Below are 23,796 nucleotides of genomic sequence, written 5' to 3' on the forward strand. Positions count from 1 at the left end.
TTTCACCGCGGCGCGGTGCGATGCCGGGAGCCCTGCATGTTCGAACGCGTGTTGATCGCCAATCGCGGCGAAATCGCCTGCCGCGTGATGCGTACCTGCCGGTGGCTCGGCATTCGCAGCATCGCGGTGTATTCCGAAGCCGATCGCGACGCCCAGCACGTGCGCCTGGCCGATGAAGCATGGCCGATCGGCGGCTCGCCGCCGGCGGAGTCGTATCTGCGCATCGACGCCATCATCGACGCGGCGAAGAAAAGCGGCGCGCAGGCGATCCACCCCGGCTACGGTTTTCTCTCGGAAAACACTGCGTTCGCCCGCGCCTGCGTCGCCGCCGGCATCGTGTTCATCGGTCCCGATCCGGAAAGCATCGAGGCGATGGGCTCGAAGGCGGCGGCCAAGCACCTCATGGCGAAGCATGCGGTACCGCTGGTGCCGGGCTACGACGGCGACAACCAGGACAACGCCCATCTCGCCGAACGTGCACACGAGGTCGGCTACCCGCTGATCATCAAGCCCTCGGCCGGCGGCGGCGGCAAGGGCATGCAGATCGTGCGCTCGGATGCGGAGTTTCCCGAGGCGCTCGCCACGGCGCAGCGCGTCGCCAAGGCCGCATTCGGCGATGCCTCGATGCTGCTCGAACGCTACGTCGAGCACCCGCGCCACATCGAGTTCCAGATTTTCGGCGACCGCCACGGCCACGTGATCCACCTGGGCGAGCGCGAGTGTTCCTCGCAGCGGCGCTACCAGAAGGTGCTGGAGGAGACCCCCTCGCCGTTCCTGACCCCGGAGCGCCGCAAGGCCATGGGCGAAGCAGCGGTGGCGGCGGCGCGCGCGGTGAACTACGTCGGCGCCGGCACGGTGGAATTCATCGTCGGCCAGCAGGGCGATTTCCATTTCATGGAAATGAACACGCGCCTGCAGGTCGAGCACCCGGTCACCGAGCTCACCCACGGCGTCGATCTCGTGGAATGGCAGTTGCGCGTTGCCAACGGCGAGCCGCTGCCGTTGACGCAGGAGCAGATCGTCTCGCACGGCCACGCGATCGAGGTGCGCCTCTACGCCGAAGATCCGGAAAAGAACTTCCTGCCCGGCTCCGGCAAGCTGCACACGCTGCACTTGCCGGCCACCGGCGCCTACGTACGCATCGACGGCGGCGTGACCCAGGGCGACACGGTGACGATCTTCTACGATCCGATGATCGCCAAGCTGATCGTCTGGGACGAGGATCGCCCGCGCGCGCTCACTCGCATGCGCCAGGCGCTGGCCGAGTGCGAGGTCGAAGGCCCGAAGTCGAACATTGCGTTCCTCGAACGCCTGGTGCGCCACCCGGCCATCGTCGAGGCGCGCATCGACAGCGGTTATCTGGATCGCCACCTGGACGAGTTCGTCGTGGGCGCCCATGAGCCCGACACGCGCACCCTGTTCGCCGCCGCCACCGCGGCGCTGCTGGCCGACGAAGCGAACCCGCGCACGACCACCTCCGATCCGCACTCGCCGTGGGCCACGAGCGATGCGTGGCGCATTGGCCGCAACGGCAAGCGCGTGATCGCGCTGGCGCGCGGCGAGGCGCGCTTCGAGATCGAGGCCTGGGGCCACGCCGGCGACTACGCGCTCAAACTCGGTGAAGCCGGCTGCGAAGTCCGCGGCGCGCGGCTCGGTGACGGCACGCTCGGCGCGCGTTTCGACGGCGAGGCCGAGCGTTTCGCGTTGCGTGCCGACGCCCGCCGCGTGCTGCTGCACGACGCCGGCGGCCAACGCTGGCACCTCGACCGCGTGCCGGCCTACGCATGGCAGGCGGAAGACGCCGCCGGCGGCAATCAGGTGCTGGCGCCGATGCCCGGGCGCATCGTGCTGGTCAAGGCCAGAACCGGCGACGAGGTCGAGCAGGGTCAGGAGCTCCTGGTGATGGAGGCGATGAAAATGGAACTGGCGCTGAAAGCGCCGCGCGCCGGCAGGGTCGAAACCATCTCCGCCGCACAGGGGGATTTCGTCGACGCCGATGCCGTGCTGGTGCGCTTCGCCGAATAACCCGCGCCCCGCTTTTCTCACACGCGCAAGACGGCGCGCGCGCCACGCTGGCCGATAGGGGCGGCGAGGCGCGCCGACGCCGCGCTTGGCATCGCGATGGCCCGAACGGCCCATGCTGGAGTAACCATGACCACCACTGATTCATTCGTGCGCATCGTCGAGGTCGGCGCCCGGGACGGGCTGCAGAACGAAAAGACCATGCTGCCGACGCCGACCAAGATCGCGCTGATCGACCGGCTGTCCGCCACCGGCTTGAAGACCATCGAGGCAACCAGTTTCGTCAGCCCGAAGTGGGTGCCGCAACTGGCCGACGCGGCCGAGGTGCTCGCCGGCATCCGCAAGGTGCCGGGCGTGAGCTACCCGGTACTGGTACCCAACCTCACCGGCTACCAGCGCGCACGCAAGGCCGGCGCCAGCGAGATCGCGGTGTTCACCGCCGCCAGCGAGGCGTTCAACCGCAAAAACATCAACGCCTCGATTGACGAATCGATTGAGCGTTTCCTGCCGGTGCTGGACCGTGCGAAAGCCGACGGCATCGCCGTGCGCGGCTACGTTTCCACCGTGCTCGGCTGCCCGTACCAGGGCGAGGTGCCGGTCAGTGACGTGGTGCGCGTCGCGCGCCGCCTGCACGAGCTCGGCTGCCACGAGATTTCGCTCGGCGACACGATTGGCGTCGGCACGCCGGCGAAGGCACGCGCGATGCTGCACGCGGTTGCCGGGGAAGTGCCGATGACGGCGCTTGCCGTGCATTTCCACAACACCTACGGGCAGGCGTTGGCGAATATCCTTGCCTGCCTCGACGAAGGCGTGCGGGTCATCGACAGTTCGGTATCCGGCACCGGCGGCTGCCCGTATGCCAAGGGCGCCACCGGCAACGTGGCGAGCGAGGACGTGGTGTACATGCTCGATGGCCTGGGCATGCACACCGGCGTCAATCTGGAGCTTCTGATTGCCACCGGCGCCTGGCTCGCCGGCCAGTTGCACAAGCCGACCGCAAGCCTGGTCAACCGTGCGCGCAGCGGCCCGCAGGCGGTCAGCGGGGAAGCGTGATGCGCAGAAACGGCGACGGCGCACGCGCGATGAACTCGCGTTGCACGTGCGCCAACAGCTCGCGCTGACTGCCAAACGGCAGCAACGCGGCAGCCTTTGCCGGCGGCACCCAGCGGTACGCCGCATGCTCGGCGTTAAGCACCACCTTGGCGCCTTCGGCAATGTGGGCAACGAACGCCGGCACCACCTCGATGGCGTCCGCCTCGGCGGCGTAGAAGGTTTCGCAAAACGAGGTGGCGTAGAACGCATCGGGCACCAGCCCGGTCTCTTCGCGCAGCTCGCGTAGCGCCGCCTGCGCGCCGGTTTCGCCGGCGTCGACGTGGCCGGCGATGTAGCTCCACACGCCGTGCAGGTGCGGACTGGCGCGTTGCGCGACCAGCATGCGCGTGGCGTCGCCGGCGGCACGCAGCGCCACGACGGCAACCATGCCGCAGCGCACCGGCAAGCTGCGCCGCACCTCGCCCGCCATCACGACGTGGCCAGCAGGTTGCGGCTGGCGGCCGCCGTCGGCCGCGCGGCGATGCGCTCGAACCACGGGCCGATTTTCGGCAGGCGGCGATCGAACGGCTGCTGCACGCCGGCGCCGAAATCCAGCCACACGTAAAGCCAGATGTCGGCAGCCGTGAAGCGCTCGCCGCACAGGTACGGGCCATCGCCGAACATCCGGTCCAGCCAGGCGACACGATCCTGCGCGATGCGCTTCAACCCTTGCGCCGCCTCCGGCGCCACCGGAATACGCGGCGTGAAGCGCGGCAGGCCTTCCGCATAGTGGAACGCGTTGTGGATGAACTCGGTGACGTTGAGCTCGACGCGCCGCCACCACATGCGCGTCTGCGCGCGTTCCTCCGGCGTGCGACCGATGAGCGAAGGCTCGGGGTGCAGCTCCTCCAGATACTCGGCAATCGCCACCGCCTCGGCCAGCGTGGTGCCGTCGTCCAGCCGCAATGCCGGCGTCTGGCCGGCCGGGTTGGCGGCAAGATACGCCGCCTCACGGTTCTCGCCGCGCATCACGTCCACCTTCACTGCCGGCAGGTGCAGCTGTTTTTCGAGAATGAACATGCGCAGGCAGCGCGGCGCGGGGCTGATGGCATCGTAAAGCAGCACGGCATGACTCCCGGTTCGGCAACGCGCACACTATATCGACGTCTTTTCCGCCTTACCCTGATCCATGTCCCCTGCATTCCTGATCCGCCCGATCGAACCACGCGACAACGCTGCAGTGGCCGCCGTTATCCGCCGAGTGATGCCCGCCTTCGGCGCCGATGGTCCCGGCTTTGCCATTCACGATGCCGAGGTCGACGCCATGAGCACCGCGTACACGCTGCCGCGGCACGCTTATTTCGTACTGGAAATGGGCGGCAACGTCGTCGGTGGCGCCGGCATTGCACCGCTCGACGGCGGCGATGCCGACACCTGCGAACTGCGCAAGATGTATTTCCTGCCGGCCGCGCGCGGCATCGGCGCGGGCACCGCGATGATGGCGCGCTGCCTCGACACCGCGCGTGCGCTGGGGTTTCGCCGTTGCTATCTGGAAACCCTGACCGGCATGGATGCCGCGCAAGCGCTGTACCTGCGCAGCGGTTTTACCCGCATCGACCACGCGTTGGGCGCCACCGGCCACGGCGGCTGCGACCGCTGGTACCTGCGCGAGCTGTGAGCGCGGCCGACCGGTGCATGCCCGGTCGGCCGGCAGGGCTCATTGGCCAGAGGCAATGATGTTGACAATGATGCCGGTGGTGATCGCCACCAGCAGGAAGGCGCCGTCGTCGCTGCGCACCCAGTGGTAGCCGCGTGGCGGCTCGCGCAGGCGGGCATCGCGCCAGTCATACACCACGTAGCGGGTGCTGCGATATTCCACCGGCAGGTAGCCGCCGCGCTTGTACCAGCCCTCATGGCGGCCACGGTCGCCCCAGCTCTTGTAGTGGCCATAGGCATTACCGCGCCCGTGGCCACGGCCGTGACCGTGGCCACGATCGTCGCCCTGGTCGTAACTCACGTAGCGGCCACCGCCATCATCGTAGCCACGTCCCTGATCGCCATCGTGACGCCCCTGATAGCCATCATATTGTTGCTGACGATCGTGCCCCCGGCCATGCCCGTGACCATGGTCCTGCGCCAGCGCCGTGCCACCGGCCAACATCAGCATCACGCCACATGCGACAGCCAGCCCTTGCAGCTTCTTCATGTCGATCTCCGCCTGATGGAACCTGGAACCCGCCTGCACTTCAGCATGCCGTCGCCCGACTTTCCAGCACGGCCCGGTACAAAATCGTCTCTGGCGTCGCAACTCGGCGTGAACCACCATTGCCCGGCAAGCTTCGCGTTCAGCCAGCAGCCACGGCCGCCACTCGGCTAAAATGAGCGCCTTTCCGCATCCGTTTCAGGGATCCCATGCAACTCGATCAGGTCAAGGCAGTCATCACCGGCGGCGCTTCCGGGCTCGGCCACGCGGTGGCGCAACTCGTCGTCGCGCAGGGCGGCAAGGTGGCGCTGTTCGACGTCAACGAAGAGAAGGGCCAGGCCGCCGCCAAGGAGCTCGGCGCCGCCTCCCACTTCTTCAAGACCGACGTCACCAGCGAAGCAGCCGTCACGGCCAACATCGCGGCCGCACGCGAGGCGATGGGCGGGCTCAACCTGGTGATGAACTGCGCCGGCATCCTCGGCGCCGGGCGCGTGCTCGGCAAGACCGGGCCGATGCCGCTGGCCACCTTTGCCACCACCGTGATGGTCAACCTGGTCGGCAGCTTCAACGTGGCGAAGGCCGGTGCGGCGCTGATGCAGGGCAACGCACCCGGCGAGGACGGCGAGCGCGGTGTGATCGTCAACACCGCATCCGTTGCCGCCTACGAAGGCCAGATCGGCCAGGCGGCGTACTCCGCCTCCAAGGGCGGCATCGTCGGCATGACGCTGCCGATGGCACGCGAGCTCGCGCGCTTCGGCATCCGCGTCGCCACCATCGCGCCCGGCGTGTTCTGGACACCAATGGTCGACGGCATGCCGCCGCAGGTGCAGGAAGCGCTCTCCGCTTCCATCCCGTTCCCGTCGCGCCTCGGCAAACCCGAAGAATTCGCGCAAACCGTCGCCTTCATTTTGACCAACCGCTACGTCAACGGCGAAGTGATCCGGCTGGACGGCGCGGTGCGGCTGGCGGCCAAATAGCCAGGATTGAGCATACGGGATTCGGGATTCGCCAAAGCCCGCATCTCGCATCCTCCCGCATCCCGCGCTCCGGCATTTTCGAATCCCGTATCCCCAATCTCCAATCCCGGCTACCAACCATGAAAGCTTCCGACGTCAAGAAAGGCAACGTCGTCGAACACGACGGCGCGGTGTATCAGGTGCGCGACATCGAGCGCAGCGCGCCGACAGCCCGCGGCGGCAACGTCACGTTCCGGTTCACCCTGTATTCGATCCCCGGCGGGCGCAAGCACGACCTCAGCCTGCGCGCCGAGGACGACCTGACGGAAGTGGATCTGGTGCGGCGTGCGGCGAATTTCTCGTACAAGGACGACGCGGCGTTCGTGTTCATGGATGCCGAGGATTACACCCAGTACGTGCTCGGCCCGGAGCTGGTCGGTGACAGCGCGGGGTACATCGTCGAGGATCTGGAAGGCTATTACGTGCAGCTTATCGACGACGTGCCGGTGGCGCTGCAGGTGCCCACCAGCGTGCTGCTGACCGTGGCCGACACTGCCCCGGAGCTCAAGGGCGGGAGCGCCACCAAGCGCACCAAGCCGGCCACGCTCAACACCGGGGTGGAAATCCAGGTGCCGGATTACATCAGCACCGGTGAGAAGGTCTGGGTGAACACCCTGACCGGCGAATTTGCCGGGCGTGCCTGAAACACCGCCATCAATGTGACGCGGCCCCGGACGCTGCGCCCACCGGCGGATTATCCTTGCACCACTTCCGTGCCACGCTGCCGCGGCGCGCCCAACCCCGAACGAGGCCATCGCATGCCCAGCTTGCGCATTTCCTTCCTTGCCGCGGCCTTGGTCGCCAGCCTATTTGCCGCCGCGTCGGCGCCAGCCGCCGAGGTCAGCATGGCCGGCGGCAGCGTGCACTTCGCCACGCCGAATGGCTGGATGGAGATTCTTGAAACCGATGGCGACCCGGAAATCCGTGCCTTCCAGGTTCCCGACCCTTCGCCCACCGGCCACACGCTGCTTGCGCGCGTCACGGTGACGGTGCAGCAGATGCCGAGCCCGCAGGGGTTTGCATCGTGGGTGAGCGAAGCGACCGCCAAGGCCGCGGCCCTGCCCGGCTACCAGCCAGCCAAGGCCAGCTCGCCGGACAGCGCGAGCTACACTGCGCGTGAATCCGGCATCACCGCCACCTATCGCGAGATGTACTGGTACCACGCCGGCCACGCCATCCAGCTGCGCTGCCTGCGCCCGCAGCAGTCGCAGGCCGGCTCCGCCTGGAGCACGGCTTTCGACCGTGGCTGCGAAGCCATTGCCGCACGGCTGAAATAAGCCATGGACGCCTCGTTTGCAGCCACCGCCGCCTGGGCCACTGCCGCCGACGCGGCCGATCCGCTGCGCGCGTTGCGCGACGAATTCCTGATCCCGTCGCATGCCGGCAGCGACGGCGTCTACCTGTGCGGCAACTCGCTCGGCCTGCAGCCGCGCGGTGTGCGCCGGGTACTCGACGCCGAACTGCAAAGCTGGGCCGAAAACGCGGTCGAAGGCCATTTCAAGGGCACTACGCCGTGGCTCAGCTACCAGGCGACGGTACGCGACGGGCTGACCGAGGTGGTCGGTGCGCTGCCCTCTGAGGTGGTGGCGATGAACACGCTCGGCGTGAACCTGCACCTGTTGATGGCCAGCTTCTATCGCCCCACGCGCGAGCGTCCGGCGATCCTCGCCGAAGCCGGCTCGTTTCCCACCGACCGCTACGCGTTGGCCTCGCAGGTGCGCTTCCATGGTTTCGATCCCGCCGAGGCGCTGATCGAGCTGGAACCCGACGAGCCCCATGGCACGCTCTCGCTCGCCGCCATCGAACGCGCGCTGGACGAACACGGCGCGCGGATCGCGCTGGTATTGCTGCCCGGCGTGCAGTACCGCACCGGCCAGGCATTCGACCTCAAGGCGATCACGGCGCTCGCCCATCGCCACGGCTGCATGGTCGGCTTCGACCTGGCGCACGCGGTCGGCAACCTGCCGCTGGCGCTGCACGACGCCGATGTCGATTTTGCCGTGTGGTGCCACTACAAGTATTTGAACGCCGGCCCCGGCGCAGTGGGGGGCGCGTTCGTGCATGCGCGCCACGCGCGTGCCGACCTGCCGCGGCTGGCTGGTTGGTGGGGCAACGACGAAGCCACGCGGTTCCTGATGCGGCCTGAGTTTCAGCCGACACCGGGCGCCGAAGGCTGGCAGATTTCCAACCCCCCGATTTTCGCGCTGGCGCCGCTGCGCGCTTCGCTGGAACTCTTCCAGCGCGCCGGCATGCCGGCGCTGGTGGCGAAATCCCGCCGGCTCACCGGCTATCTCGAATGGCTGGTCGTCACCCAATTGGGCGACCTGCTCGAGGTTGTCACGCCACCGGAACCCGAACGCCGTGGTGCGCAGCTGTCACTCCGCGTACGGGCCGGGCGCGAACGCGGCCGCGCACTGTTCGATCACCTCGTGGCACATGGCATTGTTGGCGACTGGCGCGAGCCGGACGTGATCCGCGTCGCGCCCACGCCGCTGTACAACCGCTACGCCGACTGCCTCGCGTTCACCCACGCCGTGCAGGCTTGGAGCAAACACTGAAAAACAGGCCTCTGGCGTCACCGCTGGAGGCTTGAGACATTTCGCCCCGCATGAATCAGCCCGCCGGCGGCGTAGCCGGCGTCGTGGCTGCCGGCGTGCCGTACGTAGGCGTGCTCCGCATGTCGGCAGGAATGGCCCACTCGGTTGCCACGTAGAAGATGATCCAGGCAACCACGAACAGGAACAGCACCCAGACCCAAGTCGGGATCGCCGAGCGCGCTTCGGCGCGGCGCGGGTCGAACGGGTCGCTAGCGCTGAAGGCGTCCACTTTCAGATGCACCTTGCCGCTCTGGGTGGAGCCGGGGCGCAGGCCGGTGACCATGATGCCGGGGCCGTTCTGCACGTGAAAAGCAATCTCCTCGAACCCCTCGATGCCGTTACGGTCTTCGGCGCGCACCACGATCCGGTGCGGGCCGTCGGTCAGCTGGCGGGTATCCAGTTCGAGCTGGGTGGGCAATTCGTGGTCGATGACCGGGTTTGGTTCGTCGTCGAGATAAACGCGTACGTGTGGATTGGACATGACAACTCCCTTCAGCGGTCCCGACGCAGGATGGAATACTTCGGATGATCCGGATTGTGCTCACCGGGATGCGTGAGGTACCGGAACATCGCGATGAAACAAGCCAGCGTCACCAGGCCGACGACGGTCGCCACCGCGATGATGCCCCACATCGGCCCCATCAACATGTTCTGCATGACAACCTCCCGTCACTTGCCGCTGGCGCGCAGCGCTTTCACGTCGTCCGCCGTCACCGGTTTGGCGTGGTTGCCCCACGAGGAGCGTTCGTAATTGGCGATGTTGGCGATGTCGTCGTCGCTCAGCGTGCCGGCAAACGGCGGCATCACGCTGGTGTATTTCACCCCGCCGATGGTCACGCCGCTGGCGCCATGCAGGATGGTGTGCAGGTGCAGCGTTGGGTCGGCGTTGTCCACGGCCGCATTGCCCTTGAGCGGCGGGAACGCGCCCGGCACGCCTTCACCGGTGGACTGGTGGCAAGCCGAGCAATTGGCCTCGAACAGCGACTTGCCTTTGCCCGCGTCATACGCATAACCGCCGGCGGCCGCGGGCGCGGCACCCGCCGCGGCCGCCGGTGCGGCGGCAGGCGTCGCCGCGGCCGGTGGCACGTAGCCCGGGATCGTCGCCTGTTTCAGCGACAGCAGGTACGCCACCAGCGCCTTCGCCTTCTGGGTCGGAATGACGTGCCCGGTCTTGGGCGCGAATGCCGCCGGCACCGGTACGGCCGTTTCCCCCGCCGGCAACTGGTCCACCACGCGAAACAGAAACTTGAAGTTCGGCATGATCGACTCCGGCACCACCGCGCGCGGATCGTACAGGTGGATGTACTGCCACACGTCGCTGGGCTTGGCCTGGCCGACATTGGTGAGGTCGGGGCCGGTACGCTCGGAGCCGAGCAGCTCCGGCGTCTGGTAGGCAAAATCGCCCGGCGCGGATGGACGTCCAAACACCTTGTCGGCCGGAATCGGCCGCACCTGCTGGGTGTGGCAATAGTCGCAACCATTGCTGGCGAACACCTGGCGGCCTTCCTCCTGCAGCGGCGTCAGCGGAACGACGCCGGGGCCGGGCGGGATGCGCGATTCGACAATGGCCGGAATCACCGCGATCAGCAGCACGATCACGACGTACAGGGCAAGGGCACCGCCGAAGATGGCCCACATCTTCCGGGTCATGTTGTTCATGCCGCCACCTCCCCTTCGGGCTCCATGATGGGCGAGGGTGCGTTGCCGGGCTGGCCGGCGGTCATGCGCCACACGTTCCACGCAAACACGATGTGCGACAGGAACATCAGGATGCCGCCCACGCCGCGCCACAGGTAATACGGCTTCATGTCCATCACCGACTGGATGAACGGCAGGCCGCGGATCCAGTCAAGCCCCTGGATGGAGCCGCCAATGGACAGCGCCACCACATAGATCGTCACCCCCACCAGCGCCAGCCAGAAATGCATCGCCACGCCGAGACGCCCCGGGTTCTTGCCGGTGGCCAGTGGCAGCAGCGCATAGATGCCGCCCCACACCGCAAACGTGACGAAGCCGTACATCGTCAGGTGCGAGTGGCCCACGGTGAAGCTGGTGAAGTGCCACATCGCCTGCAGCGAACGCAACGCCTCGACCGTGCCCTGGGTCGAGCCGATCAGGTACCCCAGCACGCCGATGAACAGGAATGCCAGCGGGTACGACTCGATGCGCCCGTGATAGCGCCCGCGCATGGTCAGAAGATAGTTCGCGCTGCCGCCCAGCACCGGTATCAGCATGCCCACGCTGCAGATGATCGCGGTGGTCTGCAGCCACCACGGCAGCGGGCTGAACAAAAAGTGGTGCCCGCCCAGCATCGGATAGAAGATCAGGTTGGTCCAGAACGCGAGCACGCCCAGCGCGTAGGAGTAGATCGGGCGGTTCAGCACCTTCGGTATCGCGTAGTAGAACAGCCCCAGCGCCAGCGGCGTGAACCACATGCCCACCGCGTTGTGCATGAAGTAGCCGGAGATCGCCACCTGCCCCAGGCCTTTCTGGTACCACGGCAGGATCGCCACCAGGCAGATCACGCAGGTCCACAAAAAGCCGCCGATGATGTACCAGTTGGACAGGTAGATGTCGTGCGAGCTGCGTCGCGCGATCGTGGCCAGGAGATTCCACACCGTCACCAGTAGCGCGATGAAGAACACCAGCCGGATCGGCCACGGCCACTCGCGGTATTCCAGATCGCCCCAGTTGTAGCCGAGATCCAGCGCAATGGTGCCGGCCAGCGCGGCGATGTTGAACAGCCACAGGCCGATCCACGCCAGCCGCGTGCTGTAGAGCCGCGTGCCGCAACTGCGCGCGGTGACGTACAACGCGGTGCCCACCAGCCCGAGGCTCGCAAAGCCGTAGAACACGTCGTTGGTATGGATCGGGCGCAGGCGCCCGAAGGTCAGGTATTTGGCCGCCCAGAAGTCCGGCGCACCGAACTTGAACGCGAGCAACAAACCGACTGCGGTGCCGAACAGCAGCCACACCGTAGCGCAGACGACGTAAGCCTTGAACAGCGCAGCCAGTGCCGGGTCCTCGTTGGCTGCCTCCCCTCCCGATCCCGCGCTGCCGGTTCGCCCGATATCGATGTCCTGCGCGGTGACGGCCATGGGTTCCTCTCCTTCCAGATCAGTATCCGGCACACGTCGCCGAGGCGCGTGTCGAGGTCGCAGTCATGCCGACGCATGACGCCAAGACGTTCGAGTCTAGATCGGCACCTGCGCATTGTCTTGCCGCACATCAGCCGCAATTTCGTGCCCGGACACGCGTTGTTGCCGCACTTCTCCACACTCGACGCGCAAGTAGAGCTCGCGCAAGGTCATGGTTGCGTCAAGCGGACATGCACGTTTGGCCGTCCATCCGGCGCCGGCAAAACCACAGCGCAATGACGCGTGGCGCGCTTGCAAGAGCTTGCGACAGCGCGCGCCGCTGCGTCGTTTCGCCACAGGGTCGACCGCGTGGTGCTTCGCCCTTTCAAGGGAGCGAAGCACACCTTCGTCTCCCCGCGATCAGGTACGCACGCCGACAAATGTTCGGAGATCGAAGGCAAGACTCAAGCAATCCGGCATTTGGGCTTTGGCTCTGGCTTTTGCCGTTGCTTCTCGCGCGCACGATGCGCGCCGCTTTCCCCGGGGCCCCTCGGTGGCGGTGAGGCAGGGGCGGAAAAGCCGCGCAGCGGGCGAGGCCAGGGATGGCCTCGCCTTTTCGCGCGGGCACGATGCCCGCTCGAAAAGCCCGGCCCCGCCTCACGCACTTTTTGCCCACGGATGGGCAAAAAGCGCCGCCGCAGGGTGCCGTTTCTCTTTGGCTACTTTCTCTTTGGGCAAGCAAAGAGAAAGTAGCTCGCGCGCCCGCAGGGCGCACGAAACCGCTCTGATGCCATGCCGACAAGCCAGCGCACCGACATGTCCCAAAGCCCGCCGCCGCCACAACCGACTCCCGGACACGGCGGTGTACATTGACAGCCCATTACCCGCGCCAGCTAAGAACCTCTCGACGCCGCGTGCCGCACCTGCCCCTCGCCGCGCACCACGAAGTGTTCGATCGTGAGCGCTTCGGCGCCCATCGGGCCGTAGGCGTGCAGGCGCGTGGTGGAGATGCCGATCTCGGCGCCCAGGCCCAGCTCGCCGCCGTCGGAAAACCGCGAGGAGGCGTTGACCATCACCACGGCACAGCGCATCGCCTGCACGAAGCGGCGCGCGGCGGCGTCGTCGCCGGTGGCGATGACTTCGGTGTGGTCGGAGCCGTAGCGGCGGATGTGTTCGATCGCCGCGTCGAGATCGTCCACCACGCGCACGGCGATGATGAGGTCGAGGAATTCCGCGGCGTAGTCGGCGTCGGTCGCCGCGTGCATGTCCGGCACCAGCGCGCGGCTGGCGTCGTCGCCGCGCAGCTCCACGCCACGGGCGCGCAATGCCGCGGCCGCCCGCGGCAGGAACTCCGCGGCGACATCGCGATGCACCAGCAGCGTTTCCAGCGCATTGCATACACCGGGGCGCGAGGTCTTGCCGTCGACCAGCAGGTCGAGCGCCAGGTCGAGATCGGCGGCGCGATCCACGTAGAGGTGGCACACGCCCTTGTAGTGCTTGATGACCGGCACCCGCGCGTGCTCGGTGACGAACCGGATCAGGCCTTCGCCGCCACGCGGAATCGCGAGGTCGACCAGGTCGCTCAATTGCAGCAGTTCGATCATCGCCTCGCGCGAAAGGTCGTCGAGCACGGTGACGGCCGCCTCCGGCAGGCCGTGTTTTGCCAGCGTCACGTGCAGCGCCGCGGCAATCGCCAGGTTGGAGTGGATCGCCTCGGAACCGCCGCGCAGGATCACCGCGTTGCCGGCCTTGAGGCACAGCGCCGCGGCATCGGCCGTGACGTTGGGGCGCGCCTCGTAGATCATCGCGATCACGCCGAGCGGGATGCGCACGCGTTCGACGCGGATGCCGTTGGGCCGCGTCTCGCTGCGGGTCACCTGTCCCACCGGGTCGGGCAACTCGGCCACTTCACGCAGCGCGTTGGCGATGCCGGCAATGCGCGCGGCGTCGAGCCGCAGGCGGTCGAGCATGGCGCCCTGCACGCCCTTCGCTTCGGCGGCGCGCATGTCTTCGGCATTAGCGGCGAGCACGGCATCGCGGCGCGCTTCGAGCTCGTTGGCCATCGCGCGCAATAGGTCACGCTTGGCGACGCTGTCCAGCGCGGCAATTGCCGGTACCGCAGCGCGACAGGCGGCGGCTTGATCGCGGATCGTGCTCATACGGACAACTCCTCGTGGGGGGTGGGAACGCGGGTGACGACGAGATCGTCGCGATTCACCACCTCGTCGCCGTAGCTGTAGCCAAGTACTTCGACGATTTCGCGCGTGTGATGGCCGGCGAGCCGACGCACCTCGGCGGCGTTGTAATGGCACAGGCCGCGCGCAACGCCAGCGCCGTCGACGCCGACGATTTCGACCAGATCGCCACGGTGGAACTCGCCCTCGGCGCCGAGCACGCCGCCGGGCAGCAGCGACACCCTTCCGCCGACCAGCGCGCGCGCAGCGCCGGCATCCACGCAGATGCGCCCGGCCGCGGCTGGCGCGTGCCGCAGCCAGTATTTGCGCGCATGCGGTCGCGTGGCGCTCGCCGCAAACAGGCTGCCATGCAGCTCGCCACGTTCGAGTGCACGCACGGTGTCCACCTCGCGCCCGTTGAACAGTGCGGTGGGAATGCCGGCTGCGGCGGCCTTTTTCGCGGCCTGCAACTTGGTGCGCATGCCGCCGGTGCCGACCGTGCTGCCGGCCTCGCCGGCCATGGCCAAGATCTCCGGCGTCAGCGCGGGAATCTGCAACACCGGCGTGGCATCGGCATGTGCGCGCGGGTCAGCGTCGTACAGCGCCGACACGTCGGAGGCGATCAGCAGCAGGTCGGCGTCGACCAGCGCAGCAACGATCGCGGCGAGATTGTCGTTGTCGCCCACCTTGAGCTCGTCCACCGCCACGGTGTCGTTTTCGTTCACCACCGGCAGCACGCCGACCCGCAACAGCTCGCGCAGCGTTGCGCGCGCATTGAGGTAGCGTCGCCGGTTGCGCAGGTCGTCGTGGGTCAGCAGCACCTGCGCCACCGGACGCACCGAGAGCGATTGCCACAACGCCACCATCGGCGCCTGGCCGAGCGCGGCCAGCGCCTGTCGCGCGGCGAGTTCGCCCGGGTTGCGCGCGTACTCGCGCAAGCGCGCGCGCCCGGCGGCAACCGCACCGGAAGACACCAGCACCACCTCGCGGCCCTGCACCTGGCTCGCCGCGATGAACGCCGCCAGCGCCGACGCGTGCTGCTTGGTCAGGCCGCCGCCATCGGCCGCCAAAAGATTGCTGCCGACCTTGAGCACGGCGCGCCGCCATGCCGGCAAGGGTTGCGCCGGCAACGCGTGGCGTTCGTCCGTTTTGCTCCCCTGCGCCATGGCGGCTCCTAGTGATCCAGCGCGCGCAGGCGCGCCACGAGTTCGTCCAGTCGCAAGTCGCCGCTCGCACCGGGTGACATGCGTGCCGCGAGGCTGCCTTCCGGCGTGCGCCCCTGTCCGGCCGCGGCGGCGGCTTCGGCGGCCGCGCGATACGCGTCGCGGAACGGCACGCCGGCGGCGGCGTGCTCGATGGCGACGTCGGTGGCATACATCGCCGGCTCGATCGCGGCGCGCATCGCCGGCTCGTTCCACGCCATGCGGGTCAAGAGATCCGGCACCAGCTCCAGCGCGCCCAGGCCATGCAGCACGCCATGACACAACGCCCCCTTGGTGAACTGCAGATCGCGCTGGTAGCCGCTGGGCAACGACAACAACTGCTCGATCTCGCAGCGCGAGGCGGCCACCATCGCGTAGCTCGCGCGCAACAGCTCCACCACGTCCGGGTTGTGCTTGTTCGGCATGATCGAGCTGCCGGTGATGTATTCCGGCGGCAGGTGCACGAAGTCGAACTCGGACGTGGTGAACAGCGAGAGATCCCACGCCATGCGCCGCAGGTCGAGCAACGCCGAGGCGAACGCCTCGAGCGCCGCCAGCTCGAACTTGCCGCGCGAAAGCTGGGCGTAGATCGGCGACACCTGCATGCGCGCAAAGCCGAGCGCCCTGGTCGTATGTGCGCGGTCGAGCGGCAGGTTCACGCCGTAGCCCGCCGCGGTGCCGAGCGGATTCGCGTCGATCAAGGCCAGCGTCTGCTGCGCGCGCAGCGCGTTGTCGATGAAGCCCTCGGCAAACCCGGCAAACCACATCGCGGTGGACGACACCACCGCGCGCTGCAGGTGGGTGTAGCCGGGCAACGGGATCGCCGGCTGCGCGGCACGCTCCAGGCACACCTGCGCAATCGCGCGGCACGCCACGTCCAGCGCCGCGAGCTTGTCCTTGAGCCACAGGCGCGTTGCCACCAGCACCTGGTCGTTGCGGCTGCGTCCGGTGTGCACGCGCCGCCCGGCATCTCCGAGGCGCTCGGTCAGCCGTGCCTCGATCGCCGAATGGCCATCCTCGAAGCGCGCGTCGAGCACGAAGGCACCGCGGGTGAAATCCGCCGCCAGCGCGTCCAGTTCGCGCTTGAGCGCTGCGGCCTCCTCCGCGCTGACCACGCCGATATTCGCCAGCCCCTCCACATGCGCCTTGCTGGCGGTGATGTCGCAGAGGAAAAACTCGCGATCCAGCAGCACGTCGTCGCCGGCCATGAACCGCATGATCCGCGCGTCGATCTGGATGCCGGATTTTTGCCAGAGGGGTTGGGGCATGGGGTTGACTCCAAGATTCGGGATACGGGATTGGAGATTCGGTAAAGCCGGGGTTCGAGATACGGAATGGGGGATTCGACAAGGCATCAACGCGGGAAGCTGCAGTGTCCGAATCCCAAATCCCTAATCCCCAATCCCGGTCAGTTCAGCCAACCCCAACGCCCGGTTGATGTTCTGCAGCGCCTGGGTCGCGGCGCCTTTCAGGAGGTTGTCCAGCGCAGCCACGGTGACGAGGCGTTTGCCGTCGGCAGAGAGGGTGAAGCCGCCGATTTCGGCGCGATTGGTGTTGGCGACGCGGCTCACCCACGGCGCGTCATCCCCGACGCGCACCAGAGGTTCGCCGTCGTAGGCGTGATGGAAGCGTGCCAGGACTTCCTCGCGCTTCAGTGGCTTCGACAGATACAAATTGGTGGTGACGGTGAGGCCGCGAAAATGCGGCGCGACATGCGGCATGAACTCCACCGGGATGCCGAGCTGAAAACCGGCCTCCTTCTCGTGGCCATGGCCAACCAGCGCATACGGCATCAGGTTGTCGTGCAGCTTTTCCGGATTGTTCTTGTCCGATGGCGTGGTGCCGGCGCCGGAATAGCCGGATACGCCGAAACACACCGGCGGGGCGGCGAGCAGATCCTTCACTGGCGCAATGGAAAGCTCCATGGCCGTGGCGTAGCAGCCGGGGTTGGCGATGCGCTTGCCGCCGCGCCACTTGTTGCGCGTGAGCTCGGGCAGGCCGTAGTACCACGCCGGGTCGAAGCGGTAATCGGCGGACAGGTCGACGATCAAGGTTTCCGGCGCCGTCTTGTCCAATGCCGCCACGAAGGGCGCCGCCTTGCCGTTGGGCAGCGCAAGGATCACCACGTCGGCACGCTTCGCTGCCACCGCATCGGGATCGAGTTTCTCGTAGCGCAGCTCGCCGCGATAGGCCGCGTTGTGTTTGGCCACGCGCTGGCCATCCAGCTCGCGCGAGGAGACAAACGCGAGCTCCAGTGCCGGGTGCCCGGCGATCAGGCGGATCAATTCGGCGCCGGTGTAGCCGCGCGCGCCCACGATGCCTACGGTCTGTTTTGCGGATGTCATCGTCGATCCTCAATCCACCAGTGTCGGGCTGTGCCCTTCGCAATAATCCACGCAGCGCGCAATGGTGTCGAAATTGCCGTCCAGGCCATACCAGAAAACCTTCCAGCGGGTTTTCTTCAGGCTGCCGTCCGATTCGGCGTAATAGAAAATGTTGACCGGGTTGTTGTGCCGCGAGCGCCAGAAAAGCCGCGGATTCTCCGCGCGCATCACCTGCCATACTGCGCGCCCCAAGCCCTCGCCCTGCGCGTCGTCGAGCACGGCGAACTTGTCGAGATACGGCAGGCCATCCTGCAGCGTCAGGATCATCGCCGCGCGATAGTTCTCGCTCACGTAGACGCGATATGGCGTGGTGTGCTCGAAGTAATCGGCCACCAGCTTGCGCCTGAAACTCGATTCGATCAGCCCGCGCAGGCGTTCGCGGTCGAGCTCGGCCCAGCGCGTGTAGCGAAGCACCTTCTCGCCGTGCCGTACCAGCGTGCCGGACCCCTTGTGGGTGAAGAGTTCCTTCGCCAGCTCGGCCGGGCGCGTGATCGACACCGACGAGGTCAGCGGCAAGTCGTTCAAGAGGTCGGCGATCTGTTCGAGCTTCAAGCGCATGCCGCCGGTGATCCACGGCTGCGCCATCAACGTCTCGTATTCGGTCGACAGGTTGATCGAGTCGATCACCTTGCCGCGTTCGTCGAGCAGCCCACCGGTGCCGGTGAGAAACACCACCTTGTACGGCTGCAGCACGCGCACCAGCTCGTTCGCGGCCACGTCGGCGTTGATGTTGAGCAACTGGCCCTCGCGGGTTTCGCCCAGACTCGCGACGACGGGAATGGAATTGGCGCGCAGCCCGGCCTCGATCGGCGCGAGGTTCACGTGTTCCACCTTGCCGACCATGCCGAGCCGTTCGCGGTCGAGGTAGCTCGCCATGAACACGCCGGCCGCGACCGAGGTCGCGCGCGTATCCATGCCCTGCAGCGCCTCCACCAGTTTCAGGTTCTGCTGCATGAACACCTGGCGCACGATGCCCAGCGCCTTGGGCGAGGTCACGCGCAGGCCATTGACCGTTTCCTTCTCGATGCCCGCCGCGTGCAGCTCCGCGTCCAGTTGCGGGCCGGCGCCGTGCAGCACGATCGGGGTCAGGCCGACCTGCTGCAGAAAGGTGAGCGAGGAAGCAAGGTCCTGCAGCTCGTCGCGCAGCACCGCGCCGCCAACCTTCACCACCGCAAAGCGCTTGGCGTCGATCTCGGAGAAGCGCTTGAGGTACTGCTGGATTTCCTTCGCGCTGCCCATTGCCGACAGCAGGCGCACGATGGTCTTGCGGGTTGAGTGCTTAGGCGAGTCCACGGCTCACGATTCCCTGAATGGTTTCCGCGTGTTGCTGCAACTGGGCCAGGTCGACCCACTCGTCCGCCGCATGCGCCTGCGCAATGTCGCCCGGGCCGAACACGAACGCGGGGTAGCCCGCAGCGGAAAACAGCGCGGCCTCGGTCCAGAAATCCACCGCCGCGCCGACCGTGATGCCCAGCTCTTCGGCCAGCATTTCCGCCTGGATGCGCCGCGCCTCGGTACGCTCGGCCGGCCCGGCCGGCAACGAGGGACCGCGGAAGGTTTCCTCGAAATGCGCCGGGGCCACTTCGCTGGCAAAGCCGCGGAACGTCGCCAGCAGCGCATCCGGGTCCATCGACGGCAGCGGCCGCATGTTGAAGCGCAGCTCGGCCGCCGGCGCGATCATGTTGGCCTTGATCCCGCCCTCGATGCGGCCGATGTTGAAGCGCAGGCCGCGCAGGCCGCCGAACTTCACCGCCGCCTGCGACTCCACGTAATCGAGCGCCGCGTTGCCCCAGCGCACGGCTTGATGCAGCGCGCTGTCGCCCGGCTTCTGCTTGGCCGAGGCGTGGCCGACGTGGCCAGCAAATTTCATCAACACCGACTGGATGCCGCGATGCGCCAGCACCGCCTTGCTGCGCGTGGGCTCGGCCACGATCACCGCTTCCGGCTTCGGCAGCGTGCCGGCTTCGCAGGCGGCGAGAAACGCTGTGACGCAGCGCGGATCATTCGCCTCCTCGTCGGTGGTGAACAGCATCGCCATGTCGCCGGTGGTGGTGTTCGCCGCCGACAGCAGGCCTGCCGCGGCACCCTTGATATCGCACGCGCCGAGGCCGGTGGCGTGGTCGGCGTCCACCGCGAGCACGTGCGGATCGCGCGTCCACGCCGGCGAGTCGGGCACGGTGTCCAGATGCACGTTGAACAGCAGCTTCGGGTTGCCGCGCCGCGCGTACAGGCTCACCGCGCCGGCGCCGTGGTCGGCCAGGGTGAAATCGAAGCCGGGCAACTGCGCGCGCAGGTAATCGAAGATGCCGTCAGTGCCGATCGCACGCGGCGGGTTGCGGGTGTCGAACGCCACCAGCGCCGCCAGATGCTTGAGCGTGGCATCCAGCAGCATCCAGTCGCGGATAACGAAAAGTTCGCCCTTGCTCACGGGTGGTTGACCTCCGCCCACAAGGTGGAGCTCATGCCGAACAGCTTGATGAAGCCCTCGGCCTCGGCCACGCCCCAGTCGGCGGATTGCGCATAGGTGGCGCCTTTCGCCGCGAGGATGTGCGGCGATTCCACCGCCACTGCGCCAATGCTGCCGCCGGCGGTTTCCAGCGTCACCGTGCCGTTGACCTTGGCCTGGCTCGATGCGAGGAACGCCTCGAGGTCGGTCTTGAGCGGGTCCTTGAAGAAACCCTCGTACACCAGCTCGATCCACTTGCGCGCCACCTCGGGTTTGAAGCGGTTCTGCAGCTTGGTCAGCACCGCCTCCTCCAGCGCGCGATGCGCCGTGAGCAGCGAGATCAGCCCCGGCGCCTCGTAGATGATGCGGCCCTTGAGGCCAATGGTGGTGTCGCCGGTGTACACGCCGCGGCCCACGCCATACGGCGCAAACAGGTGGTTGAGCTTTTGCAGCAGTTTGTGCCCCGCGAGCTTTTCGCCGTCGAGCGCAACCGCCTCGCCATGTTCGAAGCGGAGTTTCACCGCGAGCGGTTTGGACGGCCATTCGGCGCGCGGCTTGCACCACGCGCGCGCCTCGGGGCGGGGCGCCTGCCAGGCGTCGATCTCGCCGCCGGACATGGTGACGCCCAAGAGGTTCTCGTTGATGGTGTAGCTTTGCTGCTTCGCGCGCACGCCGAAGCCGTGGTCTTCGAGATACTTCTGCTCGTAGGCGCGGGTCTGCGTGTGCTCCTTCTGGATCTCGCGGATCGGCGCCACGATCTCGTAGTCGCCGAGCGACTTCACCGTGAGGTCGAACCGCACCTGGTCGTTGCCCATGCCGGTGCAGCCGTGCGCGATGGCGCGCGTGCCGAGCTCGGCGGCGCGCTTGAGTGCCGCCTCCACGATCAGGTAGCGGTCCGAAACCAGCAGCGGATACTGCCCCTGGTACGCCTCGCCCGCCCACACGAACGGCTTGACGAAACCGTTCCAGATCGCCGACCCGCCATCCACCGTGGCGTGGCTGGTCACGCCCAGCTCCTTGGCCCGCGCCTCGATGAACGCGCGCTCCTCGTCGCTCACGCCGCCGGTATCGGCAAATACCGTGTGCACCGCCCAGCCGCGCTCCTTGAGCCACGGCACGCAGAAGCTGGTATCCAGCCCGCCGGAAAACGCGAGCACGATGGCCTTGGAGCCGGCATCCGGGGTATGGGATTGGGGATTCGTGGAATCGGGTTGAGATGACATGGAGGTTCCTGGGTAAATGAAAGTGGCGAGCGGCGTGCTTTGGCTTTTGCGTATCCCTAATCCCGTATCTCGAATCCCGGCTTCTCGATCCGCGGCACCACCTGCACTGGGAAATTGACCGAATTGGCGATGAAACAGGCGTGGTGCGCGGCGTTATGGGCCGCCAGCGCCTTGGCGGGATCGCTCTCCGCGCTGATGGTGACCACCGGCTGCAGTACGGCTTCGACGAAATGGCCACCCTCGCCCGCGGTCGCCATCGTCGCCTCGGCATGGTCGACATAGGCGACGACGACCACGCCGGCCACGGTCGCCATGTGCAGGTAGCTCATCATGTGGCAAGCGGAAAGTGCGGACAGCAGCATGTCCTCCGGGTTGTACCTTGCCCGGTCGCCGAAAAACGAGGGGTCGGCCGAGCCGGCCAGCTCGGGCTTGCCGTCGATGCGAATGACGTGGTCGCGGTCGTACGCGCGATACGCGGAAGTCCCGCTGCCGCGGTTGCCCGTCCACTCCACCTCGACCCGATAGCGATGCTCGAACGCCATGTCGTACTCCGCTTGCCTACTTGCCGTTGCCAGCGAGGGCGGCGAGCCGCGCCATCACCGCCTTCTGCACATGCAGCCGGTTTTCCGCCTCGTCGATGGCGATGCAGTACGGGGCGTCCATCACCGCGTCGGTGGCCTTGACGTTGCGCCGCAAGGGCAGGCAATGGCTGAACACCGCGTGGTTGGTGAGCGCCATCTTGGCCTCGTCGACGATGAAGTGCCGGTACTGGTCGCGGATGGGTTTCTCCTTTTCCCACTGGCCGAAATACGGCAGCGCGCCCCAGCTCTTCGCGTACACCACGTCGGCGCCGCTGTAGGCCGCGTCGATGTCGTGGCTCACCGTGAGCGAGCCGCCATTCTCCTGCGCATTCAGCCGGCCAAACGCCATGTAGCGCTCGTCCAGCACGTAGTCGGGCGTGGGGCACAGGAGCGTCACGTCCATGCCGAGCTTGGTGGCGATCAGCAGCGCGGAATTGGCCACCGCGGTGTTGAGCGGCTTGGGGTGATAGGTCCAGGTCAGCACGTATTTCTTCTTGCGCAGGTCGCCCAGGTGCTCCCTGAGCGCCAGCGCATGCGCCAGCTCCTGGCACGGGTGGGTGATCGTTTCCATGTTGATCACCGGCACCGTCGCGTATTTCGCGAACGCCTTGATGACCTGGTCCTCGCGGTCCACCGACCAATCCCTGAACTTGGGGAAGGCGCGCACGCAGATGAGATCGGCATAGCGGCTCAGCACGCGCGCCACTTCCTTCACGTGCTCCTCGGCGTCGCCGTCCATCACGGTGCCTTCCGCAAACTCGATCGGCCACGCATCCTTGCCGGGCTGCAGCACCACCGCGTGGCCGCCGAGCTGGAACGCGCCCAGCTCGAAGCTGGTGCGGGTGCGCATCGAGGGGTTGAAGAACAGCAGCACCACCGCCTTGCCGGCCAACTGGCTGCCGACCGGCGAGCGCTTGAACGCCGCCGCATCGTCGAGCAGCGCGTCGATCTCGGCGCGGCTCCAGTCCTGGGTGGTGATGAAGTGGCGAATGGTCATGGGCAAACGTTCCGATGGTGGATGTTGCGGCGGGCAAACCCCTGAAACACGAAAACCCGGCCGAGGGGCCGGGTTTTCGTCGATGCGCAGTGCAAAAGCGTGCGACAGCCTACCCGGCCGGATGGCTACCCGACGGTCGGCGCGCGCGCGAAGTCATGCCGGCGGCCATGCGGGCGCTGGTCAGGACATTGGCGGTATAGGCGGCTGAAGACATCATGGTTCCGGTCGAGCGAGCCTGCATCATGCCGGCATTTTCGCTGCTATGCAACATGCCCGGTCAATCGGCCGGCGTCACGCTCACCCGCACGCGCAGGCGCTCGCCCGGGTCGTAGTTGAGGCGTGACTCGTACACCTCGCCGCGATAGCGGTATTCGACGTCATAACCCATGATCTGGCGCTGCTCGCTCACCGCGCTCACCTCGCGGCAGCGGGTTTGCGTGGTGGCGTAGCTGCCGCCGTGGTCGGAAACGCGATTGCCCACCGCGCCACCCGCCACTGCGCCAACCACCGTGGCGGCCTTGCGGCCATCACCCTTGCCGATGGTGTTGCCGAGCACGCCGCCCACCACCGCGCCAAGGATGGTGCCGGCGGTGCTGTTGCCGCGATCCTGCTGCACCACCTGCTCGTCGTAACACTGCTGGCGCGGCACCTGGGTGCGGGTGACGGCGTACACCGGGTCCACGCGCAGCACGTCGGCCCAGCCGTAATGCGCGTCGGCGCTGCCGGCATTGGCGTAGCGCGTGTTCTGGGCCTGCGCAGCAGTGGCAGTCAGCGCCAGCAGCAACACGGCGAGAAACGGCTTGTGCATGGTGAACTCCGGACGACGTCGAATGCGGGCTCTC

24 protein-coding genes are annotated in these 23,796 nt (G+C 67.1%); 7 read left to right on the plus strand and 17 right to left on the minus strand.

The annotated features are described in order from the left end of the window. The first annotated feature begins 36 nt into the window (after positions 1 to 36). Together AC3WP6_RS10940 and AC3WP6_RS10945 are read left to right on the plus strand one after the other, a co-directional pair. Positions 37 to 2,025 (plus strand): acetyl/propionyl/methylcrotonyl-CoA carboxylase subunit alpha, encoded by a 1,989-nt coding sequence (locus tag AC3WP6_RS10940; RefSeq protein WP_492627736.1) that lies wholly within the window; start codon positions 37 to 39, stop codon positions 2,023 to 2,025. Positions 2,026 to 2,151: 126 nt separating this feature from the next. Continuing rightward, a complete protein-coding gene (locus tag AC3WP6_RS10945) occupies positions 2,152 to 3,075 on the plus strand; it encodes a hydroxymethylglutaryl-CoA lyase (protein ID WP_492627737.1) in 924 nt (307 codons plus the stop codon). Here the strand turns inward: AC3WP6_RS10945 and AC3WP6_RS10950 are convergent. Both AC3WP6_RS10950 and AC3WP6_RS10955 read right to left on the minus strand, forming a co-directional pair. Then, positions 3,059 to 3,610, minus strand: coding sequence for an NUDIX hydrolase (locus tag AC3WP6_RS10950; RefSeq protein WP_492627738.1), 552 nt, complete (start codon positions 3,608 to 3,610; stop codon positions 3,059 to 3,061). The genes AC3WP6_RS10945 and AC3WP6_RS10950 overlap by 17 nt on opposite strands. Next, positions 3,544 to 4,179 carry a glutathione S-transferase family protein gene (locus tag AC3WP6_RS10955; RefSeq protein WP_492627739.1) on the minus strand — a complete coding sequence of 212 codons (636 nt, stop codon included), beginning with the start codon at positions 4,177 to 4,179 and terminating at the stop codon, positions 3,544 to 3,546. The genes AC3WP6_RS10950 and AC3WP6_RS10955 overlap by 67 nt, the downstream gene beginning before the upstream one ends. A gap of 64 nt (positions 4,180 to 4,243) precedes the next feature. Between AC3WP6_RS10955 and AC3WP6_RS10960 the strand changes: the two genes are divergently transcribed. Next, entirely contained in the window at positions 4,244 to 4,732 is a 489-nt protein-coding gene (locus tag AC3WP6_RS10960; RefSeq protein WP_492627740.1) for a GNAT family N-acetyltransferase, read from the plus strand. Positions 4,733 to 4,771: 39 nt separating this feature from the next. On the opposite strand, the gene AC3WP6_RS10965 is transcribed toward AC3WP6_RS10960, so the two are convergent. Then, positions 4,772 to 5,260: an RcnB family protein gene (locus AC3WP6_RS10965; RefSeq protein ID WP_492627741.1), complete on the minus strand. Its 489-nt coding sequence runs from the start codon at positions 5,258 to 5,260 to the stop codon at positions 4,772 to 4,774. A 206-nt stretch (positions 5,261 to 5,466) separates the two neighbouring features. Here AC3WP6_RS10965 and AC3WP6_RS10970 point away from each other — a divergent pair, with 206 nt between their 5' ends. The 4 genes from AC3WP6_RS10970 to kynU all read left to right on the plus strand — a co-directional run bounded on the left by AC3WP6_RS10970 (position 5,467) and on the right by kynU (position 8,831). Continuing rightward, positions 5,467 to 6,234: an SDR family NAD(P)-dependent oxidoreductase gene (locus AC3WP6_RS10970; RefSeq protein WP_492627742.1), complete on the plus strand. Its 768-nt coding sequence runs from the start codon at positions 5,467 to 5,469 to the stop codon at positions 6,232 to 6,234. Positions 6,235 to 6,353: 119 nt separating this feature from the next. Then, positions 6,354 to 6,917, plus strand: coding sequence for an elongation factor P-like protein EfpL (gene efpL / locus AC3WP6_RS10975; RefSeq protein WP_492627743.1), 564 nt, complete (start codon positions 6,354 to 6,356; stop codon positions 6,915 to 6,917). Between the two features lie 114 nt (positions 6,918 to 7,031). After that, positions 7,032 to 7,550: a hypothetical protein gene (locus AC3WP6_RS10980; protein WP_492627744.1), complete on the plus strand. Its 519-nt coding sequence runs from the start codon at positions 7,032 to 7,034 to the stop codon at positions 7,548 to 7,550. 3 nt (positions 7,551 to 7,553) lie between these two features. Then, positions 7,554 to 8,831 carry a kynureninase gene (kynU, locus tag AC3WP6_RS10985; protein ID WP_492627745.1) on the plus strand — a complete coding sequence of 426 codons (1,278 nt, stop codon included), beginning with the start codon at positions 7,554 to 7,556 and terminating at the stop codon, positions 8,829 to 8,831. 55 nt (positions 8,832 to 8,886) lie between these two features. Here the strand turns inward: kynU and AC3WP6_RS10990 are convergent, their stop codons facing one another. The 14 genes from AC3WP6_RS10990 to AC3WP6_RS11055 form a co-directional block, all read right to left on the minus strand. Next, complete coding sequence (locus tag AC3WP6_RS10990) at positions 8,887 to 9,351, minus strand: cytochrome C (protein WP_492627746.1); 465 nt, start codon at positions 9,349 to 9,351, stop codon at positions 8,887 to 8,889. Between the two features lie 11 nt (positions 9,352 to 9,362). Further along, positions 9,363 to 9,527, minus strand: a complete 165-nt coding sequence (locus AC3WP6_RS10995) for a hypothetical protein (protein ID WP_492627747.1) — start codon at positions 9,525 to 9,527, stop codon at positions 9,363 to 9,365. A gap of 12 nt (positions 9,528 to 9,539) precedes the next feature. Beyond that, positions 9,540 to 10,529, minus strand: a complete 990-nt coding sequence (locus tag AC3WP6_RS11000) for a cbb3-type cytochrome c oxidase subunit II (protein ID WP_492627748.1) — start codon at positions 10,527 to 10,529, stop codon at positions 9,540 to 9,542. After that, complete coding sequence (locus AC3WP6_RS11005; RefSeq protein ID WP_492627749.1) at positions 10,526 to 11,968, minus strand: cbb3-type cytochrome c oxidase subunit I; 1,443 nt, start codon at positions 11,966 to 11,968, stop codon at positions 10,526 to 10,528. The genes AC3WP6_RS11000 and AC3WP6_RS11005 overlap by 4 nt, the downstream gene beginning before the upstream one ends. 872 nt (positions 11,969 to 12,840) lie before the next feature. Continuing rightward, positions 12,841 to 14,106 carry a glutamate-5-semialdehyde dehydrogenase gene (locus AC3WP6_RS11010; RefSeq protein WP_492627750.1) on the minus strand — a complete coding sequence of 422 codons (1,266 nt, stop codon included), beginning with the start codon at positions 14,104 to 14,106 and terminating at the stop codon, positions 12,841 to 12,843. After that, positions 14,103 to 15,287, minus strand: coding sequence for a glutamate 5-kinase (gene proB, locus AC3WP6_RS11015; RefSeq protein WP_492627751.1), 1,185 nt, complete (start codon positions 15,285 to 15,287; stop codon positions 14,103 to 14,105). The genes AC3WP6_RS11010 and proB overlap by 4 nt, the downstream gene beginning before the upstream one ends. Positions 15,288 to 15,295: 8 nt before the next feature. Then, a complete protein-coding gene (locus AC3WP6_RS11020) occupies positions 15,296 to 16,591 on the minus strand; it encodes an argininosuccinate lyase (RefSeq protein ID WP_492627752.1) in 1,296 nt (431 codons plus the stop codon). A 123-nt stretch (positions 16,592 to 16,714) separates the two neighbouring features. Continuing rightward, a complete protein-coding gene (gene argC, locus AC3WP6_RS11025; protein WP_492627753.1) occupies positions 16,715 to 17,668 on the minus strand; it encodes an N-acetyl-gamma-glutamyl-phosphate reductase in 954 nt (317 codons plus the stop codon). 9 nt (positions 17,669 to 17,677) lie between these two features. Then, the gene (locus AC3WP6_RS11030; RefSeq protein WP_492627754.1) at positions 17,678 to 19,000 is read right to left on the minus strand and encodes an acetylglutamate kinase; all 1,323 of its coding nucleotides are present in this window, start codon (positions 18,998 to 19,000) and stop codon (positions 17,678 to 17,680) included. Then, entirely contained in the window at positions 18,987 to 20,099 is a 1,113-nt protein-coding gene (locus AC3WP6_RS11035) for an acetylornithine deacetylase (protein WP_492628687.1), read from the minus strand. The genes AC3WP6_RS11030 and AC3WP6_RS11035 overlap by 14 nt, the downstream gene beginning before the upstream one ends. A 32-nt stretch (positions 20,100 to 20,131) precedes the next feature. After that, positions 20,132 to 21,376 carry an argininosuccinate synthase gene (locus tag AC3WP6_RS11040; RefSeq protein WP_492627755.1) on the minus strand — a complete coding sequence of 415 codons (1,245 nt, stop codon included), beginning with the start codon at positions 21,374 to 21,376 and terminating at the stop codon, positions 20,132 to 20,134. Between the two features lie 56 nt (positions 21,377 to 21,432). Beyond that, the gene (locus AC3WP6_RS11045; RefSeq protein WP_492627756.1) at positions 21,433 to 21,918 is read right to left on the minus strand and encodes an OsmC family protein; all 486 of its coding nucleotides are present in this window, start codon (positions 21,916 to 21,918) and stop codon (positions 21,433 to 21,435) included. Between the two features lie 16 nt (positions 21,919 to 21,934). Then, complete coding sequence (locus tag AC3WP6_RS11050) at positions 21,935 to 22,954, minus strand: N-acetylornithine carbamoyltransferase (protein WP_492627757.1); 1,020 nt, start codon at positions 22,952 to 22,954, stop codon at positions 21,935 to 21,937. A gap of 277 nt (positions 22,955 to 23,231) precedes the next feature. Further along, positions 23,232 to 23,762: a glycine zipper 2TM domain-containing protein gene (locus tag AC3WP6_RS11055; protein ID WP_492627758.1), complete on the minus strand. Its 531-nt coding sequence runs from the start codon at positions 23,760 to 23,762 to the stop codon at positions 23,232 to 23,234. Positions 23,763 to 23,796 lie beyond the last annotated feature (34 nt).

This window comes from Rhodanobacter sp. FW106-HT46G03 (genome assembly GCF_058789895.1).